This is a genomic window from Streptomyces sp. NPDC101110, assembly GCF_044759525.1.
Lineage (GTDB): Bacteria > Actinomycetota > Actinomycetes > Streptomycetales > Streptomycetaceae > Streptomyces.
Map to the genome: position 1 here is coordinate 44,579 of NZ_JBIVZM010000006.1, position 24,569 is coordinate 69,147.

Here is a 24,569-nt window from a genome sequence, read left to right on the forward strand (position 1 = left end):
CATCGTTGACTTATGTCATCGTTGACACTGCATGGCGAGGATGATGGACTCCGGCTCCCGGCAACGTCAATGCCTTACCCGCGTCACAAATCGGCAACGCCCGGGCCCCCGCCCCCGCGGCCGATCAGCGGCTGCGTCATGACGTGACCGGTTCGCCCGCGCGGCCGCAGAGGAGAGCAGCAGATGAGCCCGCATCAGATCACCGTCCTGGGAGAGTGCGTCGCGGACGCGTTCACCGAGCCCGCGAAGGCCTCGAACGAACTCGCCCTGCGGGTGCTGCCCGGAGGCGGGCCGGCGAACACGGCCGTGTCGCTCGCCCGGCTCGGCACCGGAGCGCACTTCCTGGCACGTCTGTCCGACGATGTGTTCGGCCGCCTGTTCCGGGCCCACCTGGAGGAGTCCGGAGTGGATCTGTCGGACGCCGTCAAGGCCTGCGAACCGAGCACGCTGGCCGTGGCGGAACTGGACGCCCAGGGCCGGGCCGCGTTCTCCTTCCACGCGCAGAACACCGCCGACTGGCAGTGGACGGCCGGGGAACTCGCCGGCGCGGACCTGTCCGGGTCCGTCTGTGTGCACACCGGATCGCTCGCCCTGGTCCGGGAACCCGGAGCGGCCGCGGTGTCCCAACGTGCGTCCGCTGCTGGTGCGTCCCGAGGTCTACCGCGAGCGGCTTCCGCACTGGTGCCGGCTCACCGACATCCTGCGGCTCAGCGACGAGGACCTCGAACTGCTCCTGCCCGGCGCGTCCCCCGAACAGGCGTGCGACACCTGGCACGCGGCGGGGGCCCGGCTCGTCGTGATCACCCGCGGCGGGGACGGCGCCCTGGCCTCGCTCGACGGGGAACGGGTGGAGGTGCCGGCGGTCGCGGCGGAGGTGGTCGACACGGTCGGGGCGGGGGACTCCTTCACCGCCGGCCTGCTGCACCGCCTCGCCGCCCGCGGACTCCTCGGGGGCCGACTGACGGACCTCCGGCTCGGCGACGTCGAGGAAGCCTGCCGCTTCGCCGCCCGGGTCGCCTCCCTGACCTGCTCGGTGGCCGGCCCCAACCCGCCGTGGCAGCACGCACTCACGCGCCCCGCGACGGCCCGCCGAGCCTGAGGGGCCGCTGCCGGCAGGGGCCGACGGCGCCCGTACCCGTTGACGTGCCGGCCGTTCTGCCTCCATCATCGGGCACCTCGATGTCATCGTTGACACAAGTCGGCGACGACACCCCCTGGGCGACGTGGACGACAGCGCCGGCCAGGGGGCATCACCTCTCGGCCGGTCCGCGCCGGAGCAGTTCGGGTTCCGCTGCGTGGACGACCGCGGCACAGGAGACTTCATGAGCCCTCGACGTGCATCCCGGCGTGCTCACCGGCGGACCATCGCGGCGCGCACCGCCGAAGGCCGGGAAAGGCACGGTGAGGCGGGATCGGGCCGCCGTCCGGGGCCCCGGCTCCTGCCGTGACCGATCCTCCCCGCCATCCTCGACCATGGAGGCCGACCCATCGTGAAGAAGACCCTGTTCGCCGAGTTCACCGCCCGTGAGGGAGCGGAGGAGTACGTCGCCCGGATGCTGCGCGACTACGCCCTGAAGGTGCGGGACGAGGAGGGCAACCTCGCCTTCGACGTCTACACCAAGGCCTCCCGCCCACGCGCCTTCTGGATCTTCGAGGTCTACCGGGACGACGACGCCTTCAAGGCACACCTGGACGCCCCGTACGGCGGCCCGTTCAACGCCGCGCTCGCGCCGCTGATCGAGGAGAGCGCCTCCGTGCTCACCTTCCTGGATCCGGTGGACTGACCCTCCGGCGCAGGGCCGTGCCGGACAGGGACCGGCCCTGTGCCGGGCGGCGTCGCAGAACGACCTGGACTGCGCCCACGCCGTCGACGGCCTCGCTGGCCCGGCGGGCGGGGACGCCGGGCACGGCGTCCCCGTCCTCGGCCGCACGCCCCCGAGGTCATCCCCTGCGCAGGCGCAGGGTGAGGATCTGGAAGGGCCGCAGCGCGACGGCGACGGCCCCGTCGGTGGTCTCCGCGTCCTCCAGGGGCCGTTCCAGCAGGTCGGTGATCTGGGCGCCCGCGAGCGGGAACCCGGTGCGCAGGGTGCCGGTGGCGCGACCGCCGCGAGACTCGTAGAGCCGTACGACGACGTCACCGGAGGTGTCGTCGGCGAGCTTGACCGCTTCCACGGTGATGCCCTCGCCCTCGGTGGACACGACCGGTTCGGGCGCACCGGCAGCGTCGGCCACGCGCAGCGGCAGGTTGAGGGCGTAGCCCTCGGCGACGGCGTCCTCGATGCTCGCGCCGGGCAGCAGGGCGTAGGTGAAGCGGTGGCGGCCCTGGTCGGCCTCGGGGTCCGGGATGCGCGGGGCGCGGACCAGGGACAGCCGGACGGTGGTCGTGGTGCCGCCGTCGTCGCGGACGGTGCGGGAGACGTCGTGGCCGTAGGTCGAGTCGTTGATGACGGCGACACCGTAGCCGGGCTCGGCGAGGTGCACCCAGCGGTGGCCGGAGACCTCGAAGCGCGCCGACTCCCAGCTGGTGTTGGTGTGGGTGGGGCGCTGGACGTGGCCGAACTGGATCTCGGCGGAGGAGTGCGGGGCGCGGATGTCGACCGGGAAGGCCGCCTTGAGGATCTTCTCCGTCTCGTGCCAGTCGATGTCCGTCTCGATGTCGATACGGGGGCTGCCGGCGCGGACGCTGATCGTCTGGGTGATCGTGGAGCCCTTGCCGAAGGATCGCTCGACACGGATGGCGCCGACCAGCGGGTCCTGCTCGACGACCGTGACGGACGACGCGTCCAGGAGGTCGGTGTAGCGGTTCTTGTAGTGCTTGTCGATGTCCCAGGCGTCCCAGTAGTTGGGCAGGTCCGTGTGCAGGCGGAGCAGGTTGCCCGGCTCGGCGAGCACCTCGCGGCCGGCGCGCAGGTCGAAGACCGAGGAGAGGGTGCCGTCCTCGGCGACCTCCACGCGGACCAGTCCGTTGTCGAGCACTCGCCCGTCGACGGTCACCGGCTGCGGGGGCGCGGTGTCGGCCAGGGGCGCGGAGCCGCTCGCGGGCACCCGCACGAACACCGGGGTGCCGTCGGCGCTGCGGACCACTTCGGCCCGGTCGTAGGGGCTGGTGTTGAAGACGCGGGGTTCCCCTGCGCCCAGTGCGGCCACCGCCTCGGCGGTCAGGGCGTGCAGTTCCCGGGCGACGCGGGCGTACTCGGCCTCGGCCTCGCGGTGCACCCAGGCGATGGAGGAGCCGGGCAGGATGTCGTGGAACTGGTGCAGCAGCACCGTCTTCCACAGCCGGTCCAGCTTCTCGTACGGGTAGCTGTAGCCGGGCGCGTGCAGCGCGGCCGTGGTCGCCCAGAGTTCGGCCTCGCGCAGGAGGTGTTCGGAGCGGCGGTTGCCCTGCTTGGTGCGGGCCTGGGAGGTGTAGGTGGCGCGGTGCAGCTCCAGGTAGAGCTCGCCGACCCACACGGGCGCGTCCGGGTACTCCTCGCGGGCCTTGGCGAAGAACTCGTCGGGGTGCTCGACGACGACCTTCGCGGAGCCCTCCAGGTCCGCCAGCCGGCGCGCCCGTTCCATGATCTCGCGGGTGGGGCCGCCACCGCCGTCGCCCCAGCCGAAGGGGGCGAGGGAGCGGGAGGCGCCGCCCTTCTCGGAGTAGTTGCGGACCGCGCGGGACATCTCCTCGCCGCTGAAGCGGGCGTTGTAGGTGTCGACGGGCGGGAAGTGGGTGAAGATGCGGGTGCCGTCGATGCCCTCCCACCAGAAGGTGTGGTGGGGGAACTTGTTGGTCTGGTTCCAGGAGATCTTCTGGGTGAGGAACCACTCGTTGCCGGCGAGTTTGGCGATCTGCGGGTAGGCCGCGTTGTAGCCGAAGGAGTCCGGCAGCCACACGCCCTTGGTCTCGAGGCCGAAGTGCTCGATGAAGAACCGCTTGCCGTGGACGAACTGGCGGGCGACGGCCTCACCACCGGGCAGGTTGCCGTCGGACTCGACCCACATGCCGCCGACCGGCGCCCACTGGCCGTTCTTGACCGACTCCTGGATGCGGGACCAGACCTTGGGGTAGTGGTCGCGGACCCACTCGTACTGCTGGGCCTGGGAGCAGGCGAAGATGAAGTCGTCGTACTCGTCGGCGAGCGAGGTGACGTTGGAGAAGGTGCGGGACGTCTTGCGCTTGGTCTCGCGGATCGGCCAGAGCCAGGCGGAGTCGATGTGGGCGTGGCCGACACCGGAGATCGTGTGCGCGCTGGCGTGCGCGGGCCTGGACAGCACCGGCTTCAGCGCCTCGCGGACGGCCGGGGCGGAGCCGGAGACATCGTCCAGGTCGAGCAGGTCCATGGCCCGGTCCAGGGCGTGCGCGATCTCGTGCCGGCGCGGGTCGTGCTCGCCGAGCTCCAGCATCAGCTCGCGCAGCACCTGCACGTCGAGGTCGAGGTGCCAGACCTGTTCGTCGAGGATCGCGATGTCGGCGCTGCGGAAGGTGTAGAGGGGCTTGTCACCCGCGGTGAGCTTGTCGCCGAGCGGGGTGGTCTTCGAGAAGTTGTCCGCGAGGATGTCCGGGTTGGAGGCGGCCTCGACCAGGTAGTCGACGCTCTCGCCGCCCTGGGCGGGGTCGGCGATCGCCACGTACTGGTTGAGCGGGTTGACCGCCTTCAGAGGGGTGCCGTCGGTGAGGTGGACGAGGGCCTCGGCCTGGTTGCCGGGCCAGTCGCCGGTGAAGCCGAGGTCGATGACGGCCTCGACGCGCCTGCCGGCCCACTCGGCGGGCACCTGTCCGCGCATACGGAACCAGGTGGTGCCCCAAGGCGGGCCCCACGGGGTGCCCATCGTGAACGGCTCGTAGGAGGCGGCGGCGGCCTCCTCGAACGGCACCGGCTCCCCCGGGGCCTGCCAGGCCTCCACCTCGAGGGGGACGGTGGCCGCGTAGACCGCGGTCTTGATGCGCTGGTCGTGAAGGCGCTGCACGCGCTCCTCGATGCGGCGGCTTTCGTCGTGCATGGGCTGTCTCCAGGAAGCGGGAAGAGCGAGCAGACGGCAGGCGAGGGGAAAGCGCTTACCGAGCGGCGTTCACCTAAGGTACGCCAACCCGGGGTGGACCTCGGCGTACCCCTCGACCAGCCTGCGGGCCACGTTGACGGAGTCGACGAGCGGATGCAGGGCGAAGGCCTTTACGGCGATGGCGCGGGAGCCGGAGTCCGCGGCGGCCAGCACCTCGCGCTCGACGGCCTTGACCGCGCAGACCAGGCCGGCGGCATGGCCGGGCAGCGGGTCGACGGTGACGGGGTGGGCGCCGTTGGCGTCGACGAGGCAGGGGACCTCGATCACGGCCTCCGTGTCCAGGACGGACAGCGTGCGCCGGTTGCGCACGTTGAGGATCAGGGTGGTGCGCTCGTCCCGGGCGATGGCCCGCATCAGGGCGAGGGCCACCTTCTCGTAGCCGCCGGACAGGTCGTCCTCGTCGCGTTCCCCGGCGCCCGCGGTCTCGCGGTTCTCGGCCATGTACGTGGCCTCGCGCTCGGCGCGGGTGCGGTCCCAGACAGCGAGGGCGGGGGCGTCCGGGTTGCGCATCTCGGCGTAGAAGCGGGCCTGCTGGTCGTGCAGGAAGGCGCCTCGGGTCTTCTCGGCCTGCTGGTAGGCGCGGACCGCCTCGCGGTTGAAGTAGTAGTAGTGCAGATATTCGTTGGGGATCGCGCCCAGGGAGCGCAGCCAGTCGGCGCCGAAGAGCTTGCCCTCCTCGAACGAGCCGAGCAGGTCGGGGTCGGCGAGCAGGCGCGGGAGCTCGTCCCGGCCGGCGACGCGCAGGCCGCGCACCCAGCCGAGGTGGTTGAGCCCGACGTAGTCGATCCACGCCTCCCCCGGGTTCTTCACGCCGAGCACCCGGGCGATGCGGCGGCCGAGGCCGACCGGGGAGTCGCAGATGCCGATCACGCGGTCGCCGAGGTGGCGGGACATGGCCTCGGTGACGAGACCCGCCGGGTTGGTGAAGTTGATGACCCAGGCGTCGGGCGCGAGCCGGGCGACCCGTTGCGCGATGTCGACGGCGACCGGGACCGTGCGCAGGCCGTAGGCGATGCCGCCCGCTCCCACGGTCTCCTGGCCCAGCACCCCTTCGGCCAGGGCGACACGTTCGTCGTTCGCGCGTCCCTCCAGGCCGCCGACGCGGATCGCGGAGAACACGAAGTCGGCGCCTCGCAGGGCGTCGTCGAGGTCGGTGGTGGCGCTCACCTCGGGCGCGTCCGGGACGCCGGCCGCCTGTTCGGCGAGGACGCGGGTCACCGCCGACAGCCGTCCGGCGTCCAGATCGTGCAGGACGACGCGGGTCACCCGGCCCTCGGCGTGATCCTGGAGGAGCGCTCCGTACACCAGGGGTACGCGGAATCCTCCACCGCCCAGAATCGTCAGTTTCACGCCTGCCCCTTTCCCGCCACGACGACCTCGACGCCCGCCTCCTGGAAGGAGGTGCGTGTCGCCGCGTCGACCGGCGCGTTCGTCACCACCGCGTCCAGGTCTTCGGGACCGCAGACCTTCGCCATCCCGTGCCCGGGGAACTTCGCCGCGTCAGCGAGCAGCACCACCTTCTCGCCGGCCTTGATCATGGCCCGTTTGACGGGCACTTCCACGACCGTCGTGTCCATGACCTGCCCGCCGGGCCGCACCCCGCTGGTCCCGAGGAAGAGCCAGTCGGCGTGCAGCTGGCGCAGGTTGTCCTCGGTGAGGAAGCCGACCAGGGAGCGGTACTCGCGGCGGACCATGCCGCCGAGCAGGACCAGCTCGATGCCCCCGTCGTCGGCGAGCTCCTCGTAGACCACCAGGTTGCTGGTGATCACGGTGAGCCGGCGCCCGTGCAGCTGCCGGGCCAGGCGGTAGGCCGTCGTGCCGATGTCCAGCAGCACCGACTGGCCGTCCCTGATCATCGCGGCGGCGCGTTCGGCTATGGCGTCCTTCTCGGACACGCGCACCTCGGCGACCTCGGCGAAGGGCTGGTCGCCCTCCTCCACCACGGCGCCGCCGTGCACACGCGTGAGCAGCCCGTCCTCTTCTAGTTTGACCAGGTCACGCCTGATGGTGGCGGGGCTCACGCCCAGCTGCTCCGAGAGGTCGGTCACGGACGCGGGGCCACCGGCCCGCAGGGCCCGCAGGATGAGTTGGTGTCGTCGTTCTGCCAGCACGGCGTGCACATTACTCGTCATCTCCAATCATCGCCATGCTTATTTCTGCTCGGGTATTGACCAGGTCTCGCGTAACAGCGCACGATTCCGCTCACCGAAATGAAGAGTTTTGACGATCTCCGTCGAAGCCATGAGTGAGAGGACACATCCGTGGACGACGACCGGCCCGATGTGCTGCTGACCGGGCTGCTCTTCTACGACCTCGTGCTCACGGGGCTCGGCGGGCCGCCCACCCCCGGCGAGGAGATCTGGACCCGGGGCATGGGCTGCGGCCCGGGCGGCATCGCCAACCTCGCGGTCGCCGCCTCACGCTTCGGCCTGCGCACCAGCCTGGCCACGGTGTTCGGCGACGACTTCTACGGCGAGCACTGCCGGGACGTCCTGCGCGACCAGGAAGGCGTCGACCTCTCGCTCTCCCGGACGGCGGACGGCTGGCCCACCCCGGTCACCGTCTCCGTCGCCTACGGCCACGACCGGGCCCTGCTCACGCACGGCCAGGAGCCGCCCTACTCGCAGGACGTGCTGATGGGCGACCCGCCCGAAGCGCGGACCGCCCTGGTACACCTCGAAGCCCGGCCTCGCGAGTGGCTCGCGAAGGCCGCGGCGAGCGGCACACAGATCTACGGCGACGTCGGCTGGGACCCCGCCCAGGAGTGGTCGCCGGCCCTCCTGGACCAGCTGGCCCTGTGCCACGCCTTCCTCCCGAACGAGACCGAGGCGATGGCCTACACCCGCACCGACAGCGCGATGGCCGCCCTCGGCACCCTCTCCGAGCTGGTGCCGGTCGCCGTGGTGACCCGCGGCGGGGACGGCGCCATCGCCGTCGACCAGATCACCGGCGAGTACGCCGAGGTCGCGGCCCTGGACACCGCGGTCCTGGACGCGACGGGCGCCGGGGACGTCTTCGGCGCGAGCTTCGTCGCGGCGTCCCTCGGCGGCTGGCCGCTGACGGAGCGGCTGCGGTTCGCCGTCCTCGCGGCCGGGCTCTCGGTCCGGCACCACGGCGGCGCCCTGGCAGCCCCCGGCTGGTACGGCGTCGCACGCTGGTGGCGCTCACAGACCGACCCCGACGTACGCGGCGCCTACGGGTTCCTCGCCGATCGCATCCCGGCCGATCCCGGACGGCCCGTGCACCACGCCCCCGTCACCCCGCCCGCCCCTCATACCTCCGTCGGTCCGCGCGCCTTCGAAGGGACGCACTGACCCACCCCTCCGGCACGTCGAACAGGAACAACAGGAGTGACCCGTGGACCTTTCCCGTAGAGGCTTCCTCCAGGCCGCCGCGCTCACCGCGGCCGCCTCCGGTCTGACCGTCGCCTGCGGCAGCGGATCCGGCTCGGCCGGCAGCAAGAACGGCAAGAACCTCACCTTGTGGTACTGGGGAGGCGCGCTCAGCGACAAGGTCGTCGCCGAGGCGAAGACGCACTTCAACGGCGAGGTGAAGCTGACCGCGGCCTCCATCGGGGGCGACTTCAAGCAGAAGCTGACCACGACGCTCGCGGCGGGCGCCTCCGTGCCCGACATCACCGGCATCAAGGGCGAGGACATGGCGTCGTTCCTGCCCAACGCGGGCCGCTTCCTCGATCTGAACGACCTGGGCTTCAAGAAGGTCGCGTCGCAGTACCTCGACTGGAAGACCAAGCTCGCACGGACCGAGGACGGCAAACAGATCGGCTTCCCCATCGACATCGGCCCGACCGCCCTCTTCTACCGCGCGGACCTGTTCGACAAGGCCGGACTGCCCACCGACCCCGACAAGGTCGCCGCCCGGGCGGGGAGCTGGGAGGAGTACTTCGCGCTCGGCACCGAACTGAAGAGGAAGCTGCCCGGCACCTACCTGGTGAACAACATCGGCTCGGTGTTCAACATGGTGGTCGGACAGGGCACCGAGCGGTTCATCGACCAGGACAACCACTTCATCGGCGACCAGGACCACATCCGCACCGCGTGGACCACGGCGGTGCGGCCCTACGCCCTCGGTCTCGACGCCAAGATCAACGACAACACCTGGAACGCCGCCGTCGGCAGGAGCCTGACCACCGAACTCGGCGCGGCCTGGCACGCCCTGGACATCGAGCAGGCGGCTCCGAAGACCAAGGGCAAGTGGCGGGTCTGCGCGATGCCCGGCGGACCGGCCAACCAGGGCGGCTCCTACCTGGCCCTGCCCAGGCAGTGCCGGAACCCCGAAGAGGCGTTCAAGATCATCAGCTGGATCCTCAGCCCGGAGAACGACGCCCGCGGCTTCACCGACGCCGCCATCTTCCCCGCCGCACCGGCGGCCTACGCCATGCCGGCCATGACGGGCGGTGACCCCTTCTTCGGCGGACAGAAGATCATCGATGTCTTCGGCCCGGCCGCCAAGGCCATACCGTCCAGCTACGAGGCTCCCGCGGACGCCGCCGTCATGGCGCCGTTCATGACCGAACTCACCAACATCGAGGCCAAGGGCAAGAAGCCCGACGACGCCTGGGAGGACGCGGTCGGCCAGGCCAAGCAGATCGCCCGGCGGCAGGGGGTGAGCTGAGCGATGGCCTCCCCTCCGGTCACCGGTTCCGCCGCGGTGCCACGGCATCACGGCGGGCCCGGCCCGGCCCGCTTCCGCCCGCGACGCACGCCGCCCGCGGGCACCGTGCGGCCGGGGCGTCGCCGTGTGCTGTCGCACTGGCGGCAGTACCTGGCGATCTCGCCCTTCTTCCTGATCTTCGGCGTCTTCTCGTTCTTCCCGGTCTTCTACTCGCTGTACCTCGCCTTCCAGCGCTGGGACGGTATGGGCACCGTGCAGTTCGTGGGACTCCAGCAGTTCCGGTTCCTGCTGGACGACCCGGTCTTCTGGCTGTCCATCCGCAACACCCTGGCGATCTGGGTGCTGTCCACCGTCCCCACCCTGTTCGGCGCCCTGGTGCTGGCGACGCTGCTGCACTCGGTGCGCCGTTTCAAGGGCTTCTACCGCATCGCTCTGTACATACCGAACGTCACCTCGATCGTCGCCGTGTCGATCTTCTTCGGCGCGGTGTTCAGCAACAACTTCGGCCTGGTCAACGCGATCCTGGGCACGGTCGGCATCTCGCCCGTGCCGTGGCTGAGCAATCCGTGGCTGATCAAGCTGGTCATCGCCCTGCTGATGACCTGGATGTGGACCGGCTACAACATGATCATCTATCTGGCCGGCCTCCAGTCCATCCCGGCCCAGATCTACGAGGCGGCCAGGCTGGACGGGGCCGGGCCGATCCGTACGTTCTTCCAGATCACCGTGCCGATCATGCGGCCCATCATCCTGTTCACCGTCGTCATCTCGACCATCAACGGCCTGCAGAGCTTCAGCGAACCCCAGGTCCTGTTCGGCAGCAACGCCGCCAACCCCAACCTGGGCGGCCCAGGCCAGGCCGGCCTGACCACGCTGCTGTACTTCTACCAGTCGGCCTTCGTGAACAACGACTACGGCTACGGCGCGGCCATCGTGTGGGCCTTCTTCGTACTGATCATGGTGCTGGTCGTCATCAACTGGCGTGTCGTACAGCGCGGGAGGAAGTCATGACCGCAGTCGTCCCGAGGCGGTCCCGGCGTCCCGGGGGCCTGACCGCGCACATCGTCCTCGTCCTGGCCGTCCTCGTCTCGGTGTTCCCGTTCCTGTGGACGATCGTCATGGCGACGAACACCACCGAGGACATCTACAAGAGCCCCCCGAAGCTGACCTTCGGATCCCATATGCTGGAGAACATCCGGCACGTGCTCGACACCATCGACTTCTTCGGGTCGATGCTGAACACGCTCGTCGTCGCGTGCGTCACCACCGTCCTGGTCCTGTTCGTCGACTCCCTGGCCGCGTTCACCTTCGCCAAGTTCGACTTCCCAGGCCGCAAGGTGCTGTTCGCCATGCTGGTGGGGTTCATGATGCTGCCGCTCCAGCTGGCCGTCCTGCCGCAGTTCATCCTGATGGCGGACATCGGCTGGGTCGGCACGCTCAAGGCGCTGGTCCTGCCCGCGCTCGCCAACGCCTTCGGCATCTTCTGGCTGCGGCAGTACATCGAGAGCGGCGTGCCGGACGAGCTCCTCGACGCCGCACGCATCGACGGTGCGGGATTCTTCCGGCAGTACTGGAGCGTCGTGCTGCCGATGATCCGACCCGCGCTGTCCTTCCTCGCCATCTACGCCTTCGTCGGTGCCTGGAACGACTACATCTGGCCGCTGATCGTCCTCAACGACCCCGGCCACCTCACCCTGCAAGTGGCACTCGCCCAGCTCCACGTCGGCCACACCACCGACTACAGCATGGTCATGGCCGGTGTGCTCATGGCGTCCGTGCCCCTGGTCATCGTCTTCACGATCTTCGCCCGCGGCTTCATCGCGGGCGCCACGGAGGGAGCGGTACAGGGCAGTTGAAGCGCCCCGAAAGGGGCGCGGGGAACTGCGCGACCAGCCACCACGGCCGCGCAGCCAAGAACCGGCAGCCGGTCCCGAGCTCGTAGTGGTCGCACCAGGAGGCACCCCCCGTGACGGATGTCAACGCCGAGGCCCGACGCCCCAAAGTACTCGTCATCGGCATGGACGGTCTGCGCCACGACCGCCTGACCCGCTCACCGGCCAACGCCCCGGTCCTGCACGCCCTGATGGCCGAGGGCACCGCCGGCACCAGCCTGCTGCCCTACGGCCGGGCCGACGACGGCCCGTCGAACGGCACGGCCTACACCGACTCAGGACCCGGCTGGTCGAGCATCCTCACCGGAGTGTGGCCCGAGCGCCACGGCGTCACCGGCAACGACTTCGCAGGCGCCGACTACGCCCGCTACCCCGACTTCCTGACCCGCGCCGTCACCGCCCGGCCCGGTCTGCGTACGGCGGCCGCGGTGTCCTGGCCGGCTCTGGTCCGCCGCGGGACCCTGGGCCGGGCCATTGGCCGACGGGTGCGGTACAACGGCGAATTCTGGGGCTACGAGAGGGCGGACCGCCGCGTCGCCCGCACCGCCCTGCGCTGGCTCGCCAAGGGCGACCCGGACGTCGTGTTCGTGTACTTCGGCGCCACCGACGAGGCCGGCCACGCCACCGGCCCCCTCTCCCCCGCCTACGACCGCGCCCTCCGCGCCCAGGACGCCCATCTCGGGCGGCTGCTGGCGGCGATCGACGCCCGGCGCTCGGCTCCGGGGCGCGCCGGTGAGCGGTGGACCGTACTGGTCACGACGGACCACGGGCACCTCGACTCCGGTGGCCACGGCGGCGACTCCCGTGCCGAACGGGAGGTCTTCGTCGTCCTCGCCGAGCCCGGCGGGCCGGAAGGCTTCCGGCTCACCCGGCCCGGCGAACCCGCAGGCACCCGGCGCGACGCGCTCCGCGGACCGGCGTCCACCCCGCTCACCGAGCCCCGAAAGCCCGAGGGCACCACCCCGCTCGACACGGCCGGCGGACCCGTAGGCGCCCCGCTCGACACCCCCCGCCTCATCGACATCGCCCCCACCGTCCTGGACCGTCTCGGCATCCCCGTCGACCCCGGCTGGGGCCTGCAGGGACGTGTCCTGCCCGGGCCCACCGCACCCACTTCGGAATGGTCATGACCGACGCACCGCTCGATCCCCTGATCGCCCTTCGCCCCTGGGAGGCCCCCGAGGTGACCTCCTGGGGCCGGCTGCCGATGCACGCCGTCGACCGGCGTCCCGCAGCCGTCCCACTCGACGGCGACTGGCGCTTCCAGCTGCTGCCCGCGCCGGACGCCCCGCTCGGGGAGATCTGGTCGTCGTCGTACGTTCCCGGTGTGTGGACCGTGCAGGGCACGGACGATCTCCCGCGGTACCTCAACGTCCGCATGCCGTTCGCCGAGTTCCCGCCGCAGGTGCCCGCCGTCAACCCGACCGGGGTGTACGAGCGCTCGGTGGACGTGCCGGCCGAGTGGGCAGGGCGGCGGATCGTGCTGCAGGCCGGGGCCGCCGAGAGCGTGCTGCTGGTGCACGTGGACGGGCGGCCCGTCGGGATCTCCAAGGACTCGCACCTGGCCGCCGAGTTCGACCTGACGGACCTGGTGCGCCCCGGGGAGCGGGCCGGCCTGCGGCTGACCGTCGTGAAGTGGTCGGACGCCTCTCACATCGAGGACCAGGACCAGTGGTGGCACGGCGGGATCACCCGCTCGGTACTGCTGTACGCCGTCGACCCGCTGCACCTCGCGGACGTGACGGTGCGGGCCCGGCGGGACGGGGACCTGCGGGTGGACTGCCGGGTGCGGGACACGGGTGGGGCGCTGCCCGAGGGCTGGTACGTCAGCGGGGATCTGGACGGGCACCTGCTCACACAGGACGCGGAGTTCGACCGGGCCAACGCCGAGGACGAGCGGGTCTCCGGCTTCCTCGGCGAGGCCCGGCTGCGGGCCTCGGTACCGCGGGTGCGCACCTGGAACGCCGAGACGCCCGAGCTGTACGGCCTGACCGTGCGCCTGCACCGGGCCGACGGCAGCGTCGCCGACACCTCACGGCACCGCGTCGGCTTCCGCGACGTCGAGGTCAGCGGGCGGGACCTGCTGGTCAACGGGGAGCGCGTGTTCGTCCGGGGCGTCAACCGGCACGACTTCCACCCGCTGACCGGGCGGACGGTGACGTACGACGACATGCGGGCGGACCTCGTCCTGCTGAAACGCTTCGGCTTCAACGCGATCCGCACCGCGCACTACCCGAACGACCCGGCCCTGTACGACCTGGCGGACGAGCTCGGCTTCTACGTCGTCGACGAGGCGGACATCGAGTCCCACGACCACGCCCACGAGATCGCCGACGACCCGCGCTATCTGGGCGCCTTCGTGGACCGGGTCTCCCGGATGGTGCTGCGGGACAAGAACCACCCGTCCGTCATCATCTGGTCGCTGGGCAACGAGTCCGACTACGGCGCGAACCACGACGCGGCGGCGGGCTGGGTACGCAGGCACGACCCGACCCGGCCGGTGCAGTACGAGGGCGCGGCCAAGCTCGGCTGGGCCGCTGCGGACGTGGCCTCCGACATCGCCTGCCCGATGTACGCGCCATTGGAGGAGTGCCTGGCGCACGCCATGTCCGGCGCCCAGACCAAGCCGCTGATCCAGTGCGAGTACTCGCACGCCATGGGCAACAGCAACGGCACGCTGGCCGACCATTGGGAGGCCATCGAGTCCACCCCGGGTCTTCAGGGCGGGTTCATCTGGGAGTTCTGGGACCACGGCATCCTCCAGCGTGTGAACGACGGCAGACCGGCCGGGCGTGGGGGCGCCGGGCGGTATGACAACGGTGTCGCCGCGCCCGGGCACCGCTGGGCGTACGGCGGCGACTTCGGCGAGGCGGACCACGACGGCGCCTTCATCGCCGACGGTGTCGTCTTCCCGGATCGCACGCCCAAGCCGGTGATGTACGAGCACCGGGAGATCGCCGCGCCGGTGCGGATCGAGTGTTTCCGGCACGAGGGCGTGATCCTCGGGAACCACCAGCACTTCCGGGGCCTGGACTGGCTGTCCGGTGAGTGGGAGTTGTCCCTCGCCGACGGCACCTCCCTGACCGCTCCCGCCGAGCTGCCCGATCTGCGGCCGGGCGAGACGGCCGCCGTACCGCTGCCGTTCGCGCTGCCGGACGAGGGCGGCGAGGCGTGGCTGACGCTGCGGGTCACGACGGCCGGTGACGAGCCGTGGGCACCGCGCGGCTCGCTCGTGTGCCTGCCGCAGGTACGGCTTCGGGCCGCGCTCCCCGTCAGGCACACCCCGGTCCCGGGCCCGGTCGAGGTCGACGAGGACGGGCTGCTGGTCCATCCGCTGCTGACGGCCGCGCCGTTGCTGTCGCTGTGGCGGGCGCCCACCGACAACGACGAACTGGGCGGCACGGCGGCCCGCTGGCGGGACTGGGGGCTGCACGCGCCGCCGCGCAGCCTCGTGTCCGTGCGGCGTGATCCGGGCCGGGTGGCCGTGGTGTCCGACTACCGCTGCGCGGGCGGGACCGTCCGTCACGAGCGAGTGCTGACGGCCGTGGAGGGCGGGCTGCTCGTGCAGGAGTGCGCCGAGCTGCCCGAGGCGCTGCACGACGTGGCCCGGGTCGGGACCGTGTTCGAGACGGTCGCCGGGCTGGACCTCATGGAGTGGTTCGGGCAGGGCCCCTGGGAGTCGTATCCGGACCGGGCCTCGGGTGCGCCGGTCGGCCACCACCGCCTGCCGGTGGACGAGCTGTTCACGCCGTATCTGCGGCCACAGGAGAGCGGCGGACGGCACGGCGTACGGCGGTTCACGCTGTCCGCACCCGACGCCACCGGTCTCGCGGTGCGGCTGGACCGGGCCCGCCAGGTCTCGGTGACCCGGCATCGCACCGCCGACCTGGCCGCTGCCGCGCACCATGACGAACTGGTGCCGCGGGCCGGGTGCGTGGTGCATATCGACGCGGCGCACCGCGGGCTCGGCACGGCCTCGTGCGGCCCCGACACCTTCGCCTCCTATCTGGTGCCGGCCGGCGTCCACCGCTGGAGCTGGACGCTGCGCGTTCTCTGAGACCTCTTCCCTTCTCCCTCCGCCCCTCTCCGTCACCCCCGGTCACCCCTCTCAGTCCCCTCATGGAGCACGCGTGTGCACTTCGCATGACCACGCCCCGGGCGAGGCGCCCCAGGCCGGTGCCGGCAGACGCGGTTTCCTCCGCGCCACGGCCCTGCTCGGCGCGACCGCCGCGGCCGTGACCGCCTTGCCGGCCGTCACCGCCGAGGCCGCGACCCCGGCGTGGCGCCCCGACCCGCGCAGCCGCCGCTTCACGCTCGCCGTGATGCCGGACACCCAGTACCTGTTCGACGGGCCGAGCATCGACAAGGCGCCCGTCGAGGCCGCGCTGCGCTATCTGCTGGAGCACGGCCGGGTGGAGAACATCGTCTTCCTGTCCCACCTCGGCGACCTGACGCAGAACGGCGCGGCGGAGGAGTTCGCCGCGATCGGCGAGGCGTTCCGGCTGCTCGACCGGCGCGGCGTCGGCTACAGCGTCCTGGCCGGGAACCACGACGTGAAGTCGTCGACGACCGACCAGCGCGGCGCCACCCCCTACCTGGACGCGTTCGGGCCGCACCGGTTCGAGGGGCAGAGCACGTTCGGCGGGGCCTCCGCCGACGGCTACAACACGTACCACCGCCTTGAGGCGGGCGGCGGGGAGTGGCTGGTGCTCGCGCTGGACTGGCGGCTGTCGCCGCAGGGCTACGCGTGGGCGAAGGAGGTCCTGGCGAAACACCCGAGGACGCCGGTGATCCTCACGACACACGAACTGGTCGTCGAGGACGACACGTTGTCGGAGTACGGGCAGCAGCTGTGGGACCGGCTGATCGAGGACCACGACCAGATCTTCCTGGCCCTGGGCGGGCACTACTGGCCCGCCGCCCGCGCGACCCGGAAGAACGCGGCCGGGCACGAGGTCCATCTGCATCTGACGAACTACCAGAACCGCTACTTCGGCGGCGCGGCGATGATCCGCCTCTACCGCTTCGACCTGGATCGCGGCGTCATCGACGTGGAGACGCTCTCGCCGTGGATCCTCGGCCGGGCGGCGAAGGGGCTCAACGAGCTGGAGCGGCAGGAGATGGAACTGAGCGGCGACGCCGACCGGTTCTCCGTCGAGATCGACTTCCGGACACGCTTCTCCGGGTTCGCGCCCGTGCCCGCCCGGCCGGCCCGGCCCGTCCCGACGATCCTGCTGCCGGGCACAGTGGCGTACTGGCGCTTCGACAAGCCCGTCGACGGCACGACCGGCACGGTCCGCGACCTGTCCGGCCGGGGCAACGACCTGTCCGCGGTCACGGTCGGCGGGGGCACGCTGGGCTGGTCGGCCGACCACCACCCCGACCAGCCGGGCCACGGCAGCCTGGAGTTCCAGGGCTTCAAGTCCCCGCTGAGGGGCGCGTATCTGAAGACGGTCGACGATGCCCCGCTCAACGCGTCGACGTTCGAGGACGGTTACACCATCGAGGCGTTCTACCGCCTGCCCGCCGACTGGGACCCGGACCACAACGCCTGGTCGGGGCTGGTCTCCCGTAGCGGCACGGGCGGCTCCGCCGGGAAGACCGCCGACGACCCGGACGAGCCGCCGGCGACGCTGTCGTTGTCCAACGACCGGGAACCGCAGTGGGCGGTGCGCCCGCTCAACCAGCAGGGCATCGCCACCAACTGGGGCCAGGAGACGCCGCTGGAGACCTGGTGGCACCTCGCGGTCGTCAACGACGGCAGGCACACCACGTTCTACGTCGAGGGCTGCCCGGTGCTCCGCAACCCCAAGGCGTCCTCCGTCGGCATCACCTCCGCCGACTTGCCGTGGCTGCTGGGCGGCTACGAGTACGGCGGAAAGATCGACCAGATCTTCCACGGCCGGCTCGGCGACGTCCGGATCGTCGCCCGGGCGCTGCCCGTCACCTCCTTCATGAACCACTGAGATCCCGAAGGGCCCCTGATCATGATCGAGCAGCAGCTGGCCGTCTGGGCCGATCCGTCCGTCTCCCCCGCCGCCCTCGACCCGCAGGGCGTGTCCCGCCGCGGACTCCTGCGCCGCGCGGGCCTGTTCGGCGCCGCGTTCGCCCTCGGCTCGGCGGCGGCTTCCCGGACCCCCGCCCTGGCCGCCGGTGACGGCATCCGGCCGGGCGGTGAGGACCCGCGCCTGGCCTACCTGGTCGGCGACCACCACATCCACTCCGTGTACAGCCACGACGCCAAGTACACCTTCTCCCAGCTGGCCGCCGCGGGCGCGAAGTACGGCCTGGACTGGATGGTGTTCACCGAGCACTCCAACTTCGGGCACGCCGACTTCGGGGCCGCGATGGAGCACCGGGAGATCCTGGAGGCACGGGCGGAGAACCCGCGGCAGCTGATCTTCCAGGGCCTGGAGTGGTACATCCCGGCCGCCGAGCACTGCACGGTGTTCACCGCGCCCGGGCCGCGCGAGGTCGACGTACTGACCTGCTTCGAGCGGGCCTACGACGGCAAGCTCCTCGCCTACGACAAGGGCGGCCCCGCCGACTCGGACACGGGCCGCAACGAGACGCACGCCGTCAAGGCGATCAAGTGGCTGGCCGAGCAGCGCCGTTCGGGCTGCGTCGACGACGTGCTGGTCCTCGCCAACCACCCCATGCGCCTCGGTATCGACTCCCCGCACGAGCTGCGCGCCTGGCGGGACGCGGCACCCGAGATCATGATCGGCATGGAGGGCGCGCCCGGTGCGCAGGGCGCGGCCATCCCCGGCCGGCGCGGGGCCACCTCGATCCGCGGCGAGTACGAGAACAAGCCGTCGGCGCAGTCCTGGCCCGGCTACCCGGCGGACGCCTACCTGACGTACGGCGGCTTCGACTGGGCGACCGCGACCGTCGGCGGTCTGTGGGACTCGATGCTCGCCGAGGGCCGGCTGTTCTCGGTCACGACCAACTCCGACGCGCACCGGATCGTCTTCGACACCTGGAAGAACGGCGACTGGCAGCCCGGGCAGACCTTCGACAACACGGGGAAGCTCCCCGACCCGGTGAACACCGGCACCCCGCAGCCGGGCAGTGACTTCTGGCCCGGCCAGTTCAGCCGTACGCATGTGGGCGTCACCCGGTACGGCTACCGCGCGGTGATGGCCGGGATGCGGGCGGGCCGGGTCTGGCTGGACCACGGGCATCTGCTCGACGGACTCGACGTCCGCCTCACGCGGGACCTCGACCGGGGCCGGGGCGTGACGCTCGGCGGCCGGCTGCGGGTCCGCACGGGCGAGAGGCTCACCCTGCACGTCACGGTGACGACCGCGTCCCGGCCCAACCCTCAGGGGATACTGCCCGAGTTGGCGCATGTGGACGTCATCCGCGGCGCGGTGCGCGGGCCGGTCGCCGACCGCGACACGTGGAAGGCACCGGACACCCGGGTCGTGCGGACCGAGGACGTCTCCGGCCGGAAGGGCACCTTCACCCTGCGGATCCCGCTGACCGCCGGAGCGGAGTCCTTCTATGTGCGGCTGCGCGGCAGCGACGGCAACCGCAACGGCGCCGGCCGTCTGGGCGCCTCGGTCGACCCGCACGGGCCGGTCCCGCACGCCCCAGGGGACGGTGATCCGTGGGCGGACACCTGGTTCTACTCGAACCCCGTGTTCGTGGACGTCGAGGGGGCTTGATGCCCAGGTACCAGCAGGTCACGGTCTGATCGGGCGGAGGTACGGTGGGCCGCGTGACCGGTGAAGAGTCGCTGCGGCCCCAGTCCCTCATGCTGACGTTCCTGGGCGACCAGGTGCTCGGCCGTGACGTGTGCGTGTACTCGGGCAGCGTCATCGACGTGTTCGCCCGGGCCGGGATCGGGGAGCAGGCGACCCGCTCCACGCTGAGCCGCATGGCCGGCCGTGATCTGCTGCGCCGCCAGCGTGAGGGCCGGCGGATGTACTTCGGGCTGACCGAGCGCTCGGAGGCGGTGCTGCGCGACGGCGAGCGGCGGATCTGGCGGACGGGTGCCGTCAACCGGCGGTGGGACGGCACCTGGACGCTGCTCGGTTTCTCCCTGCCGGAGTCCTGGCAGCGCCAGCGGCACGACCTGCGCTCCCGGCTGACCTGGAGCGGCTTCGGCCCCCTCTTCAACGGCCTGTGGATCGCCCCGGGCGAGGTCGACGTGTCGGACCTGGTGTCCGAGCTCGGCCTGTCCGCCCACGTGAAGGTGTTCCGGGCGCACGCCGACAGCGGCATGGACATCGGCAGGATGATCGAGGAGACGTGGGAACTGTCCGACCTGGCCGGGCGCTACGCGGGGTTCGTGCGGCGCTGGCAGTCGTGGGAGGACGAGCTGCCGGACGCCGACGACGCCCTCGTGCTGCGGCTGCGGCTCCAGACGGAGTGGTTGCAGATCGTCCGGCGCGACCCACGGCTGCCCGTCGCGCATCTGCCGGAGGACTGGCCGGCCGAACAGGCCGAGAAGACGTTCCGGACCGTGCACGACAGGCTCTCACCGCTCGTCCGCGACGCCTCACGACGCCTTCTGGACCTGGTACCGGCGCGCCCTCAGGCGTAGAACCGTGACAGGCTCTGCAGTACCGCGGCCGGCTTGGTGCCGCCCTCGATCTCGACGGCGCCCTCGACGGTGATCTGCACGCCGCCCGGCACCTCCTCGACCTCGGCGAGCCTCGCGGTGAGGCGGATGCGGGAGCCGGCCTTGACGGGGGCGGGGAAACGCACCTTGTTGAGGCCGTAGTTGACTTTCGTCGTCACGCCCTGGACGTCCAGCAGCTCGGTGAACAGGGGGATGAAGAGGGACAGCGTGAGGTAGCCGTGCGCGATGGGTGCGCCGAAGGGCCCCTCCTTGGCACGCTCGGGGTCCACGTGGATCCACTGGTGGTCGCCCGTGGCGTCCGCGAAGGTGTCGATGCGCTCCTGCGTCACCTCGATCCACTCGCTGGTGCCGAGGTCGCTGCCGGCGAGCTTCTTGAGTTCGTCGAGGCCGTTGACGGTGATGCTCATGCGGATCCTTAACTCTGGCCGTAGCGCGTACGGACACGGGACTTGAGGAGCTTTCCGGAGGCCGTGCGCGGGAGTGCGTCCGCGAGGACCACCGATTTGGGGATCTTGTACTTGGCGAGGCGGCCGGCGAGCGACGCGAGCACCTCGTCGGGGTCGAGGGCGGCGCCCTCGCGGGGGACGACGACCGCGCGGGGCACCTCGCCCCACGTGTCGTCCGGCACGCCGATCACCGCGCACTCGGCGATGTCCGGGTGGGCGAGGAGCTGGTCCTCGATCTCGGCGGGGTAGACGTTCTCGCCACCGGAGATGATCATGTCCTTGATGCGGTCGACGATGTGGACGTAGCCGTCCTCGTCGACCTGCGCGGCGTCCCCGCTGCGGAACCAGCCGTCCGCGAAGCAGGCGGCCGTCTCCTCGGGCAGCCCCCAGTAGCCGGGCATGACGTGCGGGCCGCGCACCACGACCTCCCCGACCTCGCCGACCTCGGCCGGTGCCAGGTCCGGCCGGACGACGCGGACGTCGCTGAAGAAGTGCGGCACACCCGCCGAACCCGCCTTGCTCACGGCGTGCTCGGCGTCCAGGAACAGCGTGCCCGGGGCGGCCTCGGTCATCCCGTAGCCCTGGAGGAAGGTCAGGCCGCGCTCCAGGTACGCCGCGATCAGCGGGGTGGGGACCGGGGAGCCGCCGCAGGTGAGGATGCGGAGCGAGGACAGGTCCGCCTCGGGCCAGCGCGGGTGGCTGACCACCTGGTCGAACATCGTGGGCACGCCGAACATGAAGGTGATCCGGTGCCGTTCGATGAGGTCGAAGGTGGCGTCCGGGTCGAAGGCGTCGACCAGGACGCAGGTGCCGCCCTTCAGCAGGACCGGCAGGGTCAGCATGTTCAGGCCCGCGGTGTGGAACAGGGGGGCCGAGACCAGCGCGCGTTCGTCGGCGATCAGGTCGGTGTCGACGAGGACGTTGACGGCGTTCCAGGTGAGGTTGCCGTGGGTGAGCATGGCGCCCTTGGGGCGGCCGGTCGTGCCCGAGGTGTACATGATGATGCAGGTGTCGTCGGTGCCGACGGGTTCGTCGATCGGCTCCCCGGCCGCCTCGGCGACGGCCGCCTCGTACTCCGCGCCGACCTCCAGGTAGAGGCGTACGTCCGTGCTGCCCGGCAGGCCCGCGACCAGACCCGCGTAGGACGGGCCGTAGACGAGGGCCCGGGCGCCGGAGTCGGCGAGCTGGTAGGCGATCTCGGGACCTGCGAGGCGGATGTTGAGCGGGACGAAGACCGCGCCCAGCAGGCCCGCGGCGAACAGGGTCTCCAGATACGAGGGGTGGTTCGGGCCGAGGTAGGCGATGCGGTCGCCGCGGCGCACACCCCGGGCGCGCAGGGCGTGGGCCAGGCGGGTGGTGCGGGTGTGGAGGGTGGCGTAGTCGGTGGCGGACCCGTCGTGGATCAGGGCGGTGCGGTGCGGGGTCTTGCGGGCCCGGCGTGCGGGCCACGACCCCAGTCCCTCGTTGCGCATGTCTCGCCCCTTACGGTGTCGTCAGCCCGAGCAGGCGGGCCGCGTTCTCCTTGAGGATCTTCGGCCGGACCTCGTCCTTGATCGTCAGCTTGCCGAAGTCGGCGAGCCAGCGGTCGGGGGTCAGGACGGGGAAGTCGGAGCCGAAGAGCACCTTGTCCTTCAGCAGGGTGTTCGCGTACTGCACGAGCTGCGGCGGGAAGTACTTCGGCGACCAGCCGGACAGGTCGATGTGCACCCCCGGCTTGTGCGTGGCGACCGCCAGGGCCTCGTCCTGCCACGGAAAGGACGGGTGCGCCAGGATGATCTTCAGGTGCGGGAAGTCGGCCGCCACGTCGTCCACATGCAGGGGGTTGGAGTACTTGAGCCTGATGCCGCCCCCGCCGGGAACTCCGGCGCCGATACCCGTCTGGCCGGTGTGGAAGAGGGCGATGGCACCCGTCTCCTCGATCACCTCGTACAGGTCGTACGCCACCGCGCGGTCGTTGGGGAAGAACCCCTGGATGCTGGGGTGGAACTTGAAGCCCTTCACGCCGTACTCCTCGACCAGACGGCGGGCCCGTCTGACGCCGGCCCTGCCCCGGAAGGGATCGATGGAGGCGAAGGGGATCAGGACGTCGGAGTTGGCGGCCGCGGCCTCGGCGACCTCCTCGTTCGGGACGGGCGCGGTGCCGGTCGCGGACTCGGCGTCGACGGTGAAGATGACCGCGGCCATCTTCCGCTCGCGGTAGTAGGCGGCCGTCTCCTCCAGGGTGGGCTTCCGCTTGCCCTCCACCTTGAAGTAAGCGGAGGAGGCGTCGTGCAGGTCGTCGTCCAGCGAGGAGTGGCCCTTGGAGGACACCTCGGCGTGGGTGTGGACGTCGATCGCGACCAGTTCGTCGACGTTCATCGGGCGGTCCATCACGCCTCCGGAAGCTTCGGTGCCGGAATGCCGACGGTCTGGAGCTCGGCACCGACCGAGGCCGGCCAGGCGTCGGCCAGGGTGTCGGGGGTCCAGCCGCCGTCGGCGTAGGCGGCCCTGATCTCCTGCGGGTGCGACCAGAGTGCCACCTTGTCGCCGCCGATGCCGATGGCCTGGCCGGTGACGCCCCGAGCGGCCTCCGAGGCGAGGAACGGGACCAGGGCCGCGCAGTCCTCGGGGGTGCCGAATCCCTCGCCCTTGCGGAGGAAGTCCGGCAGGGGCTCGCCGTTCCGCATGGCCTCGATGTAGGGGGCGAAGACCGGGATGGTCTCGGTCATCGCGGTGGCGGCGACCGGCACGATCGCGTTGACCGTGATGTTCGCGCGGCCCAGTTCCATGGCCCAGGTGCGGGCCATCGCCGCGATGCCGGCCTTGGCGGCGGCGTAGTTCGTCTGACCGAAGTTGCCGCGCTGCCCGGCCGGGGAGCCGACCAGGACCAGTGAGCCGCCCTCGCCCTGCTCGCGCATCCGTACGGCGGCGGCGCGGGCGCAGGTGAAGGTGCCCTTGAGGTGAGTGGTGAGCACCGCGTCGAAGTCCTCGTCGGTCATCTTCCACAGGACCTTGTCGCGCAGGATGCCCGCGTTGGTGACGAGCACGTCGAGCCGTCCGAACTCCTCGACCGCGCGGCCGACCAGCCGTTCCGCCGCCTCGGTGGTGCCTACCGGGACCACTTCGGCCACGGCCTTGCCACCCGCGTCCACGATGGACTTCACGGCTGCCTCGGCCACCGCCTCGTCGACGTCGTTGACGACCACGAAGGCGCCGTGGGCGGCCAGGGCGCGGGCGTAGGCGAGGCCGAGGCCACGGCCGCTGCCGGTGACGACGGCGGCCTTGCCGGAGAGATCGATGCTGGGCACGGGCGGGTCCCTTCACACGGATTCGACTGCGAGTCGCACGGGTTCGACTGCGAGATCGAAGCTAAGAGCAATAATTGTTGACGTCAATAGTTGTTGGTTACCCATGGGTGCGGGATGCTGGAATCAGCAGGAAGCAGCACCCAGCAGCACCGAGCCCAGGGAGCCCGCCATCACACGCGAGAACGTCACCGCGAAGCCCATCGACGCCCACGAGCCGTGGATGCGCGGCCTGCACGCCGACACGGGCTACCTGCTGTACCGCCTGGGCCTGCGCTCGGGACAGCTCTTCAACGCCTGCCTCCAGGAGTCGGGCCTGCGCCTGCGCCACTACGCGGTGCTGCGCTTCCTCGCCACCACCGACGGCGCCCTGCAGCGCGAGCTGAGCACGCGGCTCGGCTACGACCCGAGCGCGATCGTCGGCCTGGTCGACGACCTGGAGAAGCTGGGCTTCGCCGAGCGCCGCCCCTCCCCCGACGATCGCCGGAGCCGGATCGTCGTCCTGTCCGAGAGGGGCCGCGACTTCCTCCGCGACACCGACGAGGACGGCCTGCGGGTGACCGGTGAACTTCTCGGTCCGCTGGACGCCGCCGAGCGGGAGACGCTGCACGCGCTGTTGCTGCGCATCGCGGAGGACAGCCTGAACTGATGTTGTGCAAGTGATTGACGGCTGCACGAC

At 71.2% G+C, this 24,569-nt stretch carries 18 protein-coding genes and 1 pseudogene; 12 read left to right on the forward strand and 7 right to left on the reverse strand.

Annotated elements, in window-relative coordinates:
• Positions 1-183: 183 nt before the first annotated feature.
• Together ACIQU3_RS15485 and ACIQU3_RS15490 are read left to right on the forward strand one after the other, a co-directional pair.
• A pseudogene (locus tag ACIQU3_RS15485) lies at positions 184-1,099 on the forward strand (carbohydrate kinase).
• 391 nt (positions 1,100-1,490) lie between these two features.
• Positions 1,491-1,784 (forward strand): putative quinol monooxygenase, encoded by a 294-nt coding sequence (locus tag ACIQU3_RS15490; RefSeq protein WP_403734131.1) that lies wholly within the window; start codon positions 1,491-1,493, stop codon positions 1,782-1,784.
• Positions 1,785-1,941: 157 nt separating this feature from the next.
• On the opposite strand, the gene ACIQU3_RS15495 is transcribed toward ACIQU3_RS15490, so the two are convergent.
• The 3 genes from ACIQU3_RS15495 to ACIQU3_RS15505 all read right to left on the reverse strand — a co-directional run bounded on the left by ACIQU3_RS15495 (position 1,942) and on the right by ACIQU3_RS15505 (position 7,154).
• Positions 1,942-4,983, reverse strand: a complete 3,042-nt coding sequence (locus ACIQU3_RS15495) for an alpha-mannosidase (RefSeq protein ID WP_403925383.1) — start codon at positions 4,981-4,983, stop codon at positions 1,942-1,944.
• Between the two features lie 69 nt (positions 4,984-5,052).
• A complete protein-coding gene (locus tag ACIQU3_RS15500) occupies positions 5,053-6,393 on the reverse strand; it encodes a 6-phospho-beta-glucosidase (RefSeq protein ID WP_403925386.1) in 1,341 nt (446 codons plus the stop codon).
• Positions 6,390-7,154, reverse strand: a complete 765-nt coding sequence (locus ACIQU3_RS15505; RefSeq protein WP_403926146.1) for a DeoR/GlpR family DNA-binding transcription regulator — start codon at positions 7,152-7,154, stop codon at positions 6,390-6,392. The genes ACIQU3_RS15500 and ACIQU3_RS15505 overlap by 4 nt, the downstream gene beginning before the upstream one ends.
• Positions 7,155-7,304: 150 nt before the next feature.
• Here ACIQU3_RS15505 and ACIQU3_RS15510 point away from each other — a divergent pair, with 150 nt between their 5' ends.
• The 9 genes from ACIQU3_RS15510 (at position 7,305) to ACIQU3_RS15550 (ending at position 20,121) form a co-directional block, all read left to right on the forward strand.
• Positions 7,305-8,357 (forward strand): carbohydrate kinase family protein, encoded by a 1,053-nt coding sequence (locus tag ACIQU3_RS15510; RefSeq protein WP_403925389.1) that lies wholly within the window; start codon positions 7,305-7,307, stop codon positions 8,355-8,357.
• A gap of 43 nt (positions 8,358-8,400) precedes the next feature.
• A complete protein-coding gene (locus ACIQU3_RS15515; protein WP_403925393.1) occupies positions 8,401-9,678 on the forward strand; it encodes an ABC transporter substrate-binding protein in 1,278 nt (425 codons plus the stop codon).
• 126 nt (positions 9,679-9,804) lie between these two features.
• Positions 9,805-10,689, forward strand: coding sequence for a carbohydrate ABC transporter permease (locus ACIQU3_RS15520; protein WP_403734299.1), 885 nt, complete (start codon positions 9,805-9,807; stop codon positions 10,687-10,689).
• Entirely contained in the window at positions 10,686-11,534 is an 849-nt protein-coding gene (locus ACIQU3_RS15525; protein ID WP_403925396.1) for a carbohydrate ABC transporter permease, read from the forward strand. Before ACIQU3_RS15520 ends, ACIQU3_RS15525 begins: the two co-directional genes overlap by 4 nt.
• A gap of 110 nt (positions 11,535-11,644) precedes the next feature.
• Positions 11,645-12,700 carry an alkaline phosphatase family protein gene (locus tag ACIQU3_RS15530; RefSeq protein WP_403925400.1) on the forward strand — a complete coding sequence of 352 codons (1,056 nt, stop codon included), beginning with the start codon at positions 11,645-11,647 and terminating at the stop codon, positions 12,698-12,700.
• Positions 12,697-15,627, forward strand: a complete 2,931-nt coding sequence (locus ACIQU3_RS15535) for a glycoside hydrolase family 2 TIM barrel-domain containing protein (protein WP_403925403.1) — start codon at positions 12,697-12,699, stop codon at positions 15,625-15,627. The genes ACIQU3_RS15530 and ACIQU3_RS15535 overlap by 4 nt, the downstream gene beginning before the upstream one ends.
• A 73-nt stretch (positions 15,628-15,700) precedes the next feature.
• Positions 15,701-17,536 carry a LamG-like jellyroll fold domain-containing protein gene (locus ACIQU3_RS15540; protein WP_403925406.1) on the forward strand — a complete coding sequence of 612 codons (1,836 nt, stop codon included), beginning with the start codon at positions 15,701-15,703 and terminating at the stop codon, positions 17,534-17,536.
• Positions 17,537-17,557: 21 nt separating this feature from the next.
• Positions 17,558-19,240: a PHP domain-containing protein gene (locus ACIQU3_RS15545; protein WP_403734100.1), complete on the forward strand. Its 1,683-nt coding sequence runs from the start codon at positions 17,558-17,560 to the stop codon at positions 19,238-19,240.
• A gap of 53 nt (positions 19,241-19,293) precedes the next feature.
• Positions 19,294-20,121, forward strand: coding sequence for a PaaX family transcriptional regulator C-terminal domain-containing protein (locus ACIQU3_RS15550; RefSeq protein WP_403734098.1), 828 nt, complete (start codon positions 19,294-19,296; stop codon positions 20,119-20,121).
• Here ACIQU3_RS15550 and ACIQU3_RS15555 read toward each other — a convergent pair.
• From ACIQU3_RS15555 to ACIQU3_RS15570, 4 genes are read right to left on the reverse strand one after another with little or no spacing between them, the layout of a single operon-like run.
• The gene (locus tag ACIQU3_RS15555) at positions 20,112-20,567 is read right to left on the reverse strand and encodes a MaoC family dehydratase (RefSeq protein WP_403734095.1); all 456 of its coding nucleotides are present in this window, start codon (positions 20,565-20,567) and stop codon (positions 20,112-20,114) included. The two genes, ACIQU3_RS15550 and ACIQU3_RS15555, sit on opposite strands and share 10 nt — an antisense overlap.
• Before the next feature lie 8 nt (positions 20,568-20,575).
• Entirely contained in the window at positions 20,576-22,078 is a 1,503-nt protein-coding gene (locus ACIQU3_RS15560; protein WP_403734093.1) for a long-chain fatty acid--CoA ligase, read from the reverse strand.
• A gap of 10 nt (positions 22,079-22,088) precedes the next feature.
• Positions 22,089-22,964, reverse strand: a complete 876-nt coding sequence (locus tag ACIQU3_RS15565; protein WP_403734296.1) for an amidohydrolase family protein — start codon at positions 22,962-22,964, stop codon at positions 22,089-22,091.
• Between the two features lie 11 nt (positions 22,965-22,975).
• Positions 22,976-23,893: an SDR family NAD(P)-dependent oxidoreductase gene (locus ACIQU3_RS15570; RefSeq protein WP_403925409.1), complete on the reverse strand. Its 918-nt coding sequence runs from the start codon at positions 23,891-23,893 to the stop codon at positions 22,976-22,978.
• Between the two features lie 220 nt (positions 23,894-24,113).
• Here ACIQU3_RS15570 and ACIQU3_RS15575 point away from each other — a divergent pair, with 220 nt between their 5' ends.
• Entirely contained in the window at positions 24,114-24,539 is a 426-nt protein-coding gene (locus tag ACIQU3_RS15575) for a MarR family winged helix-turn-helix transcriptional regulator (RefSeq protein ID WP_403926148.1), read from the forward strand.
• The last annotated feature ends 30 nt before the right edge of the window (positions 24,540-24,569 follow it).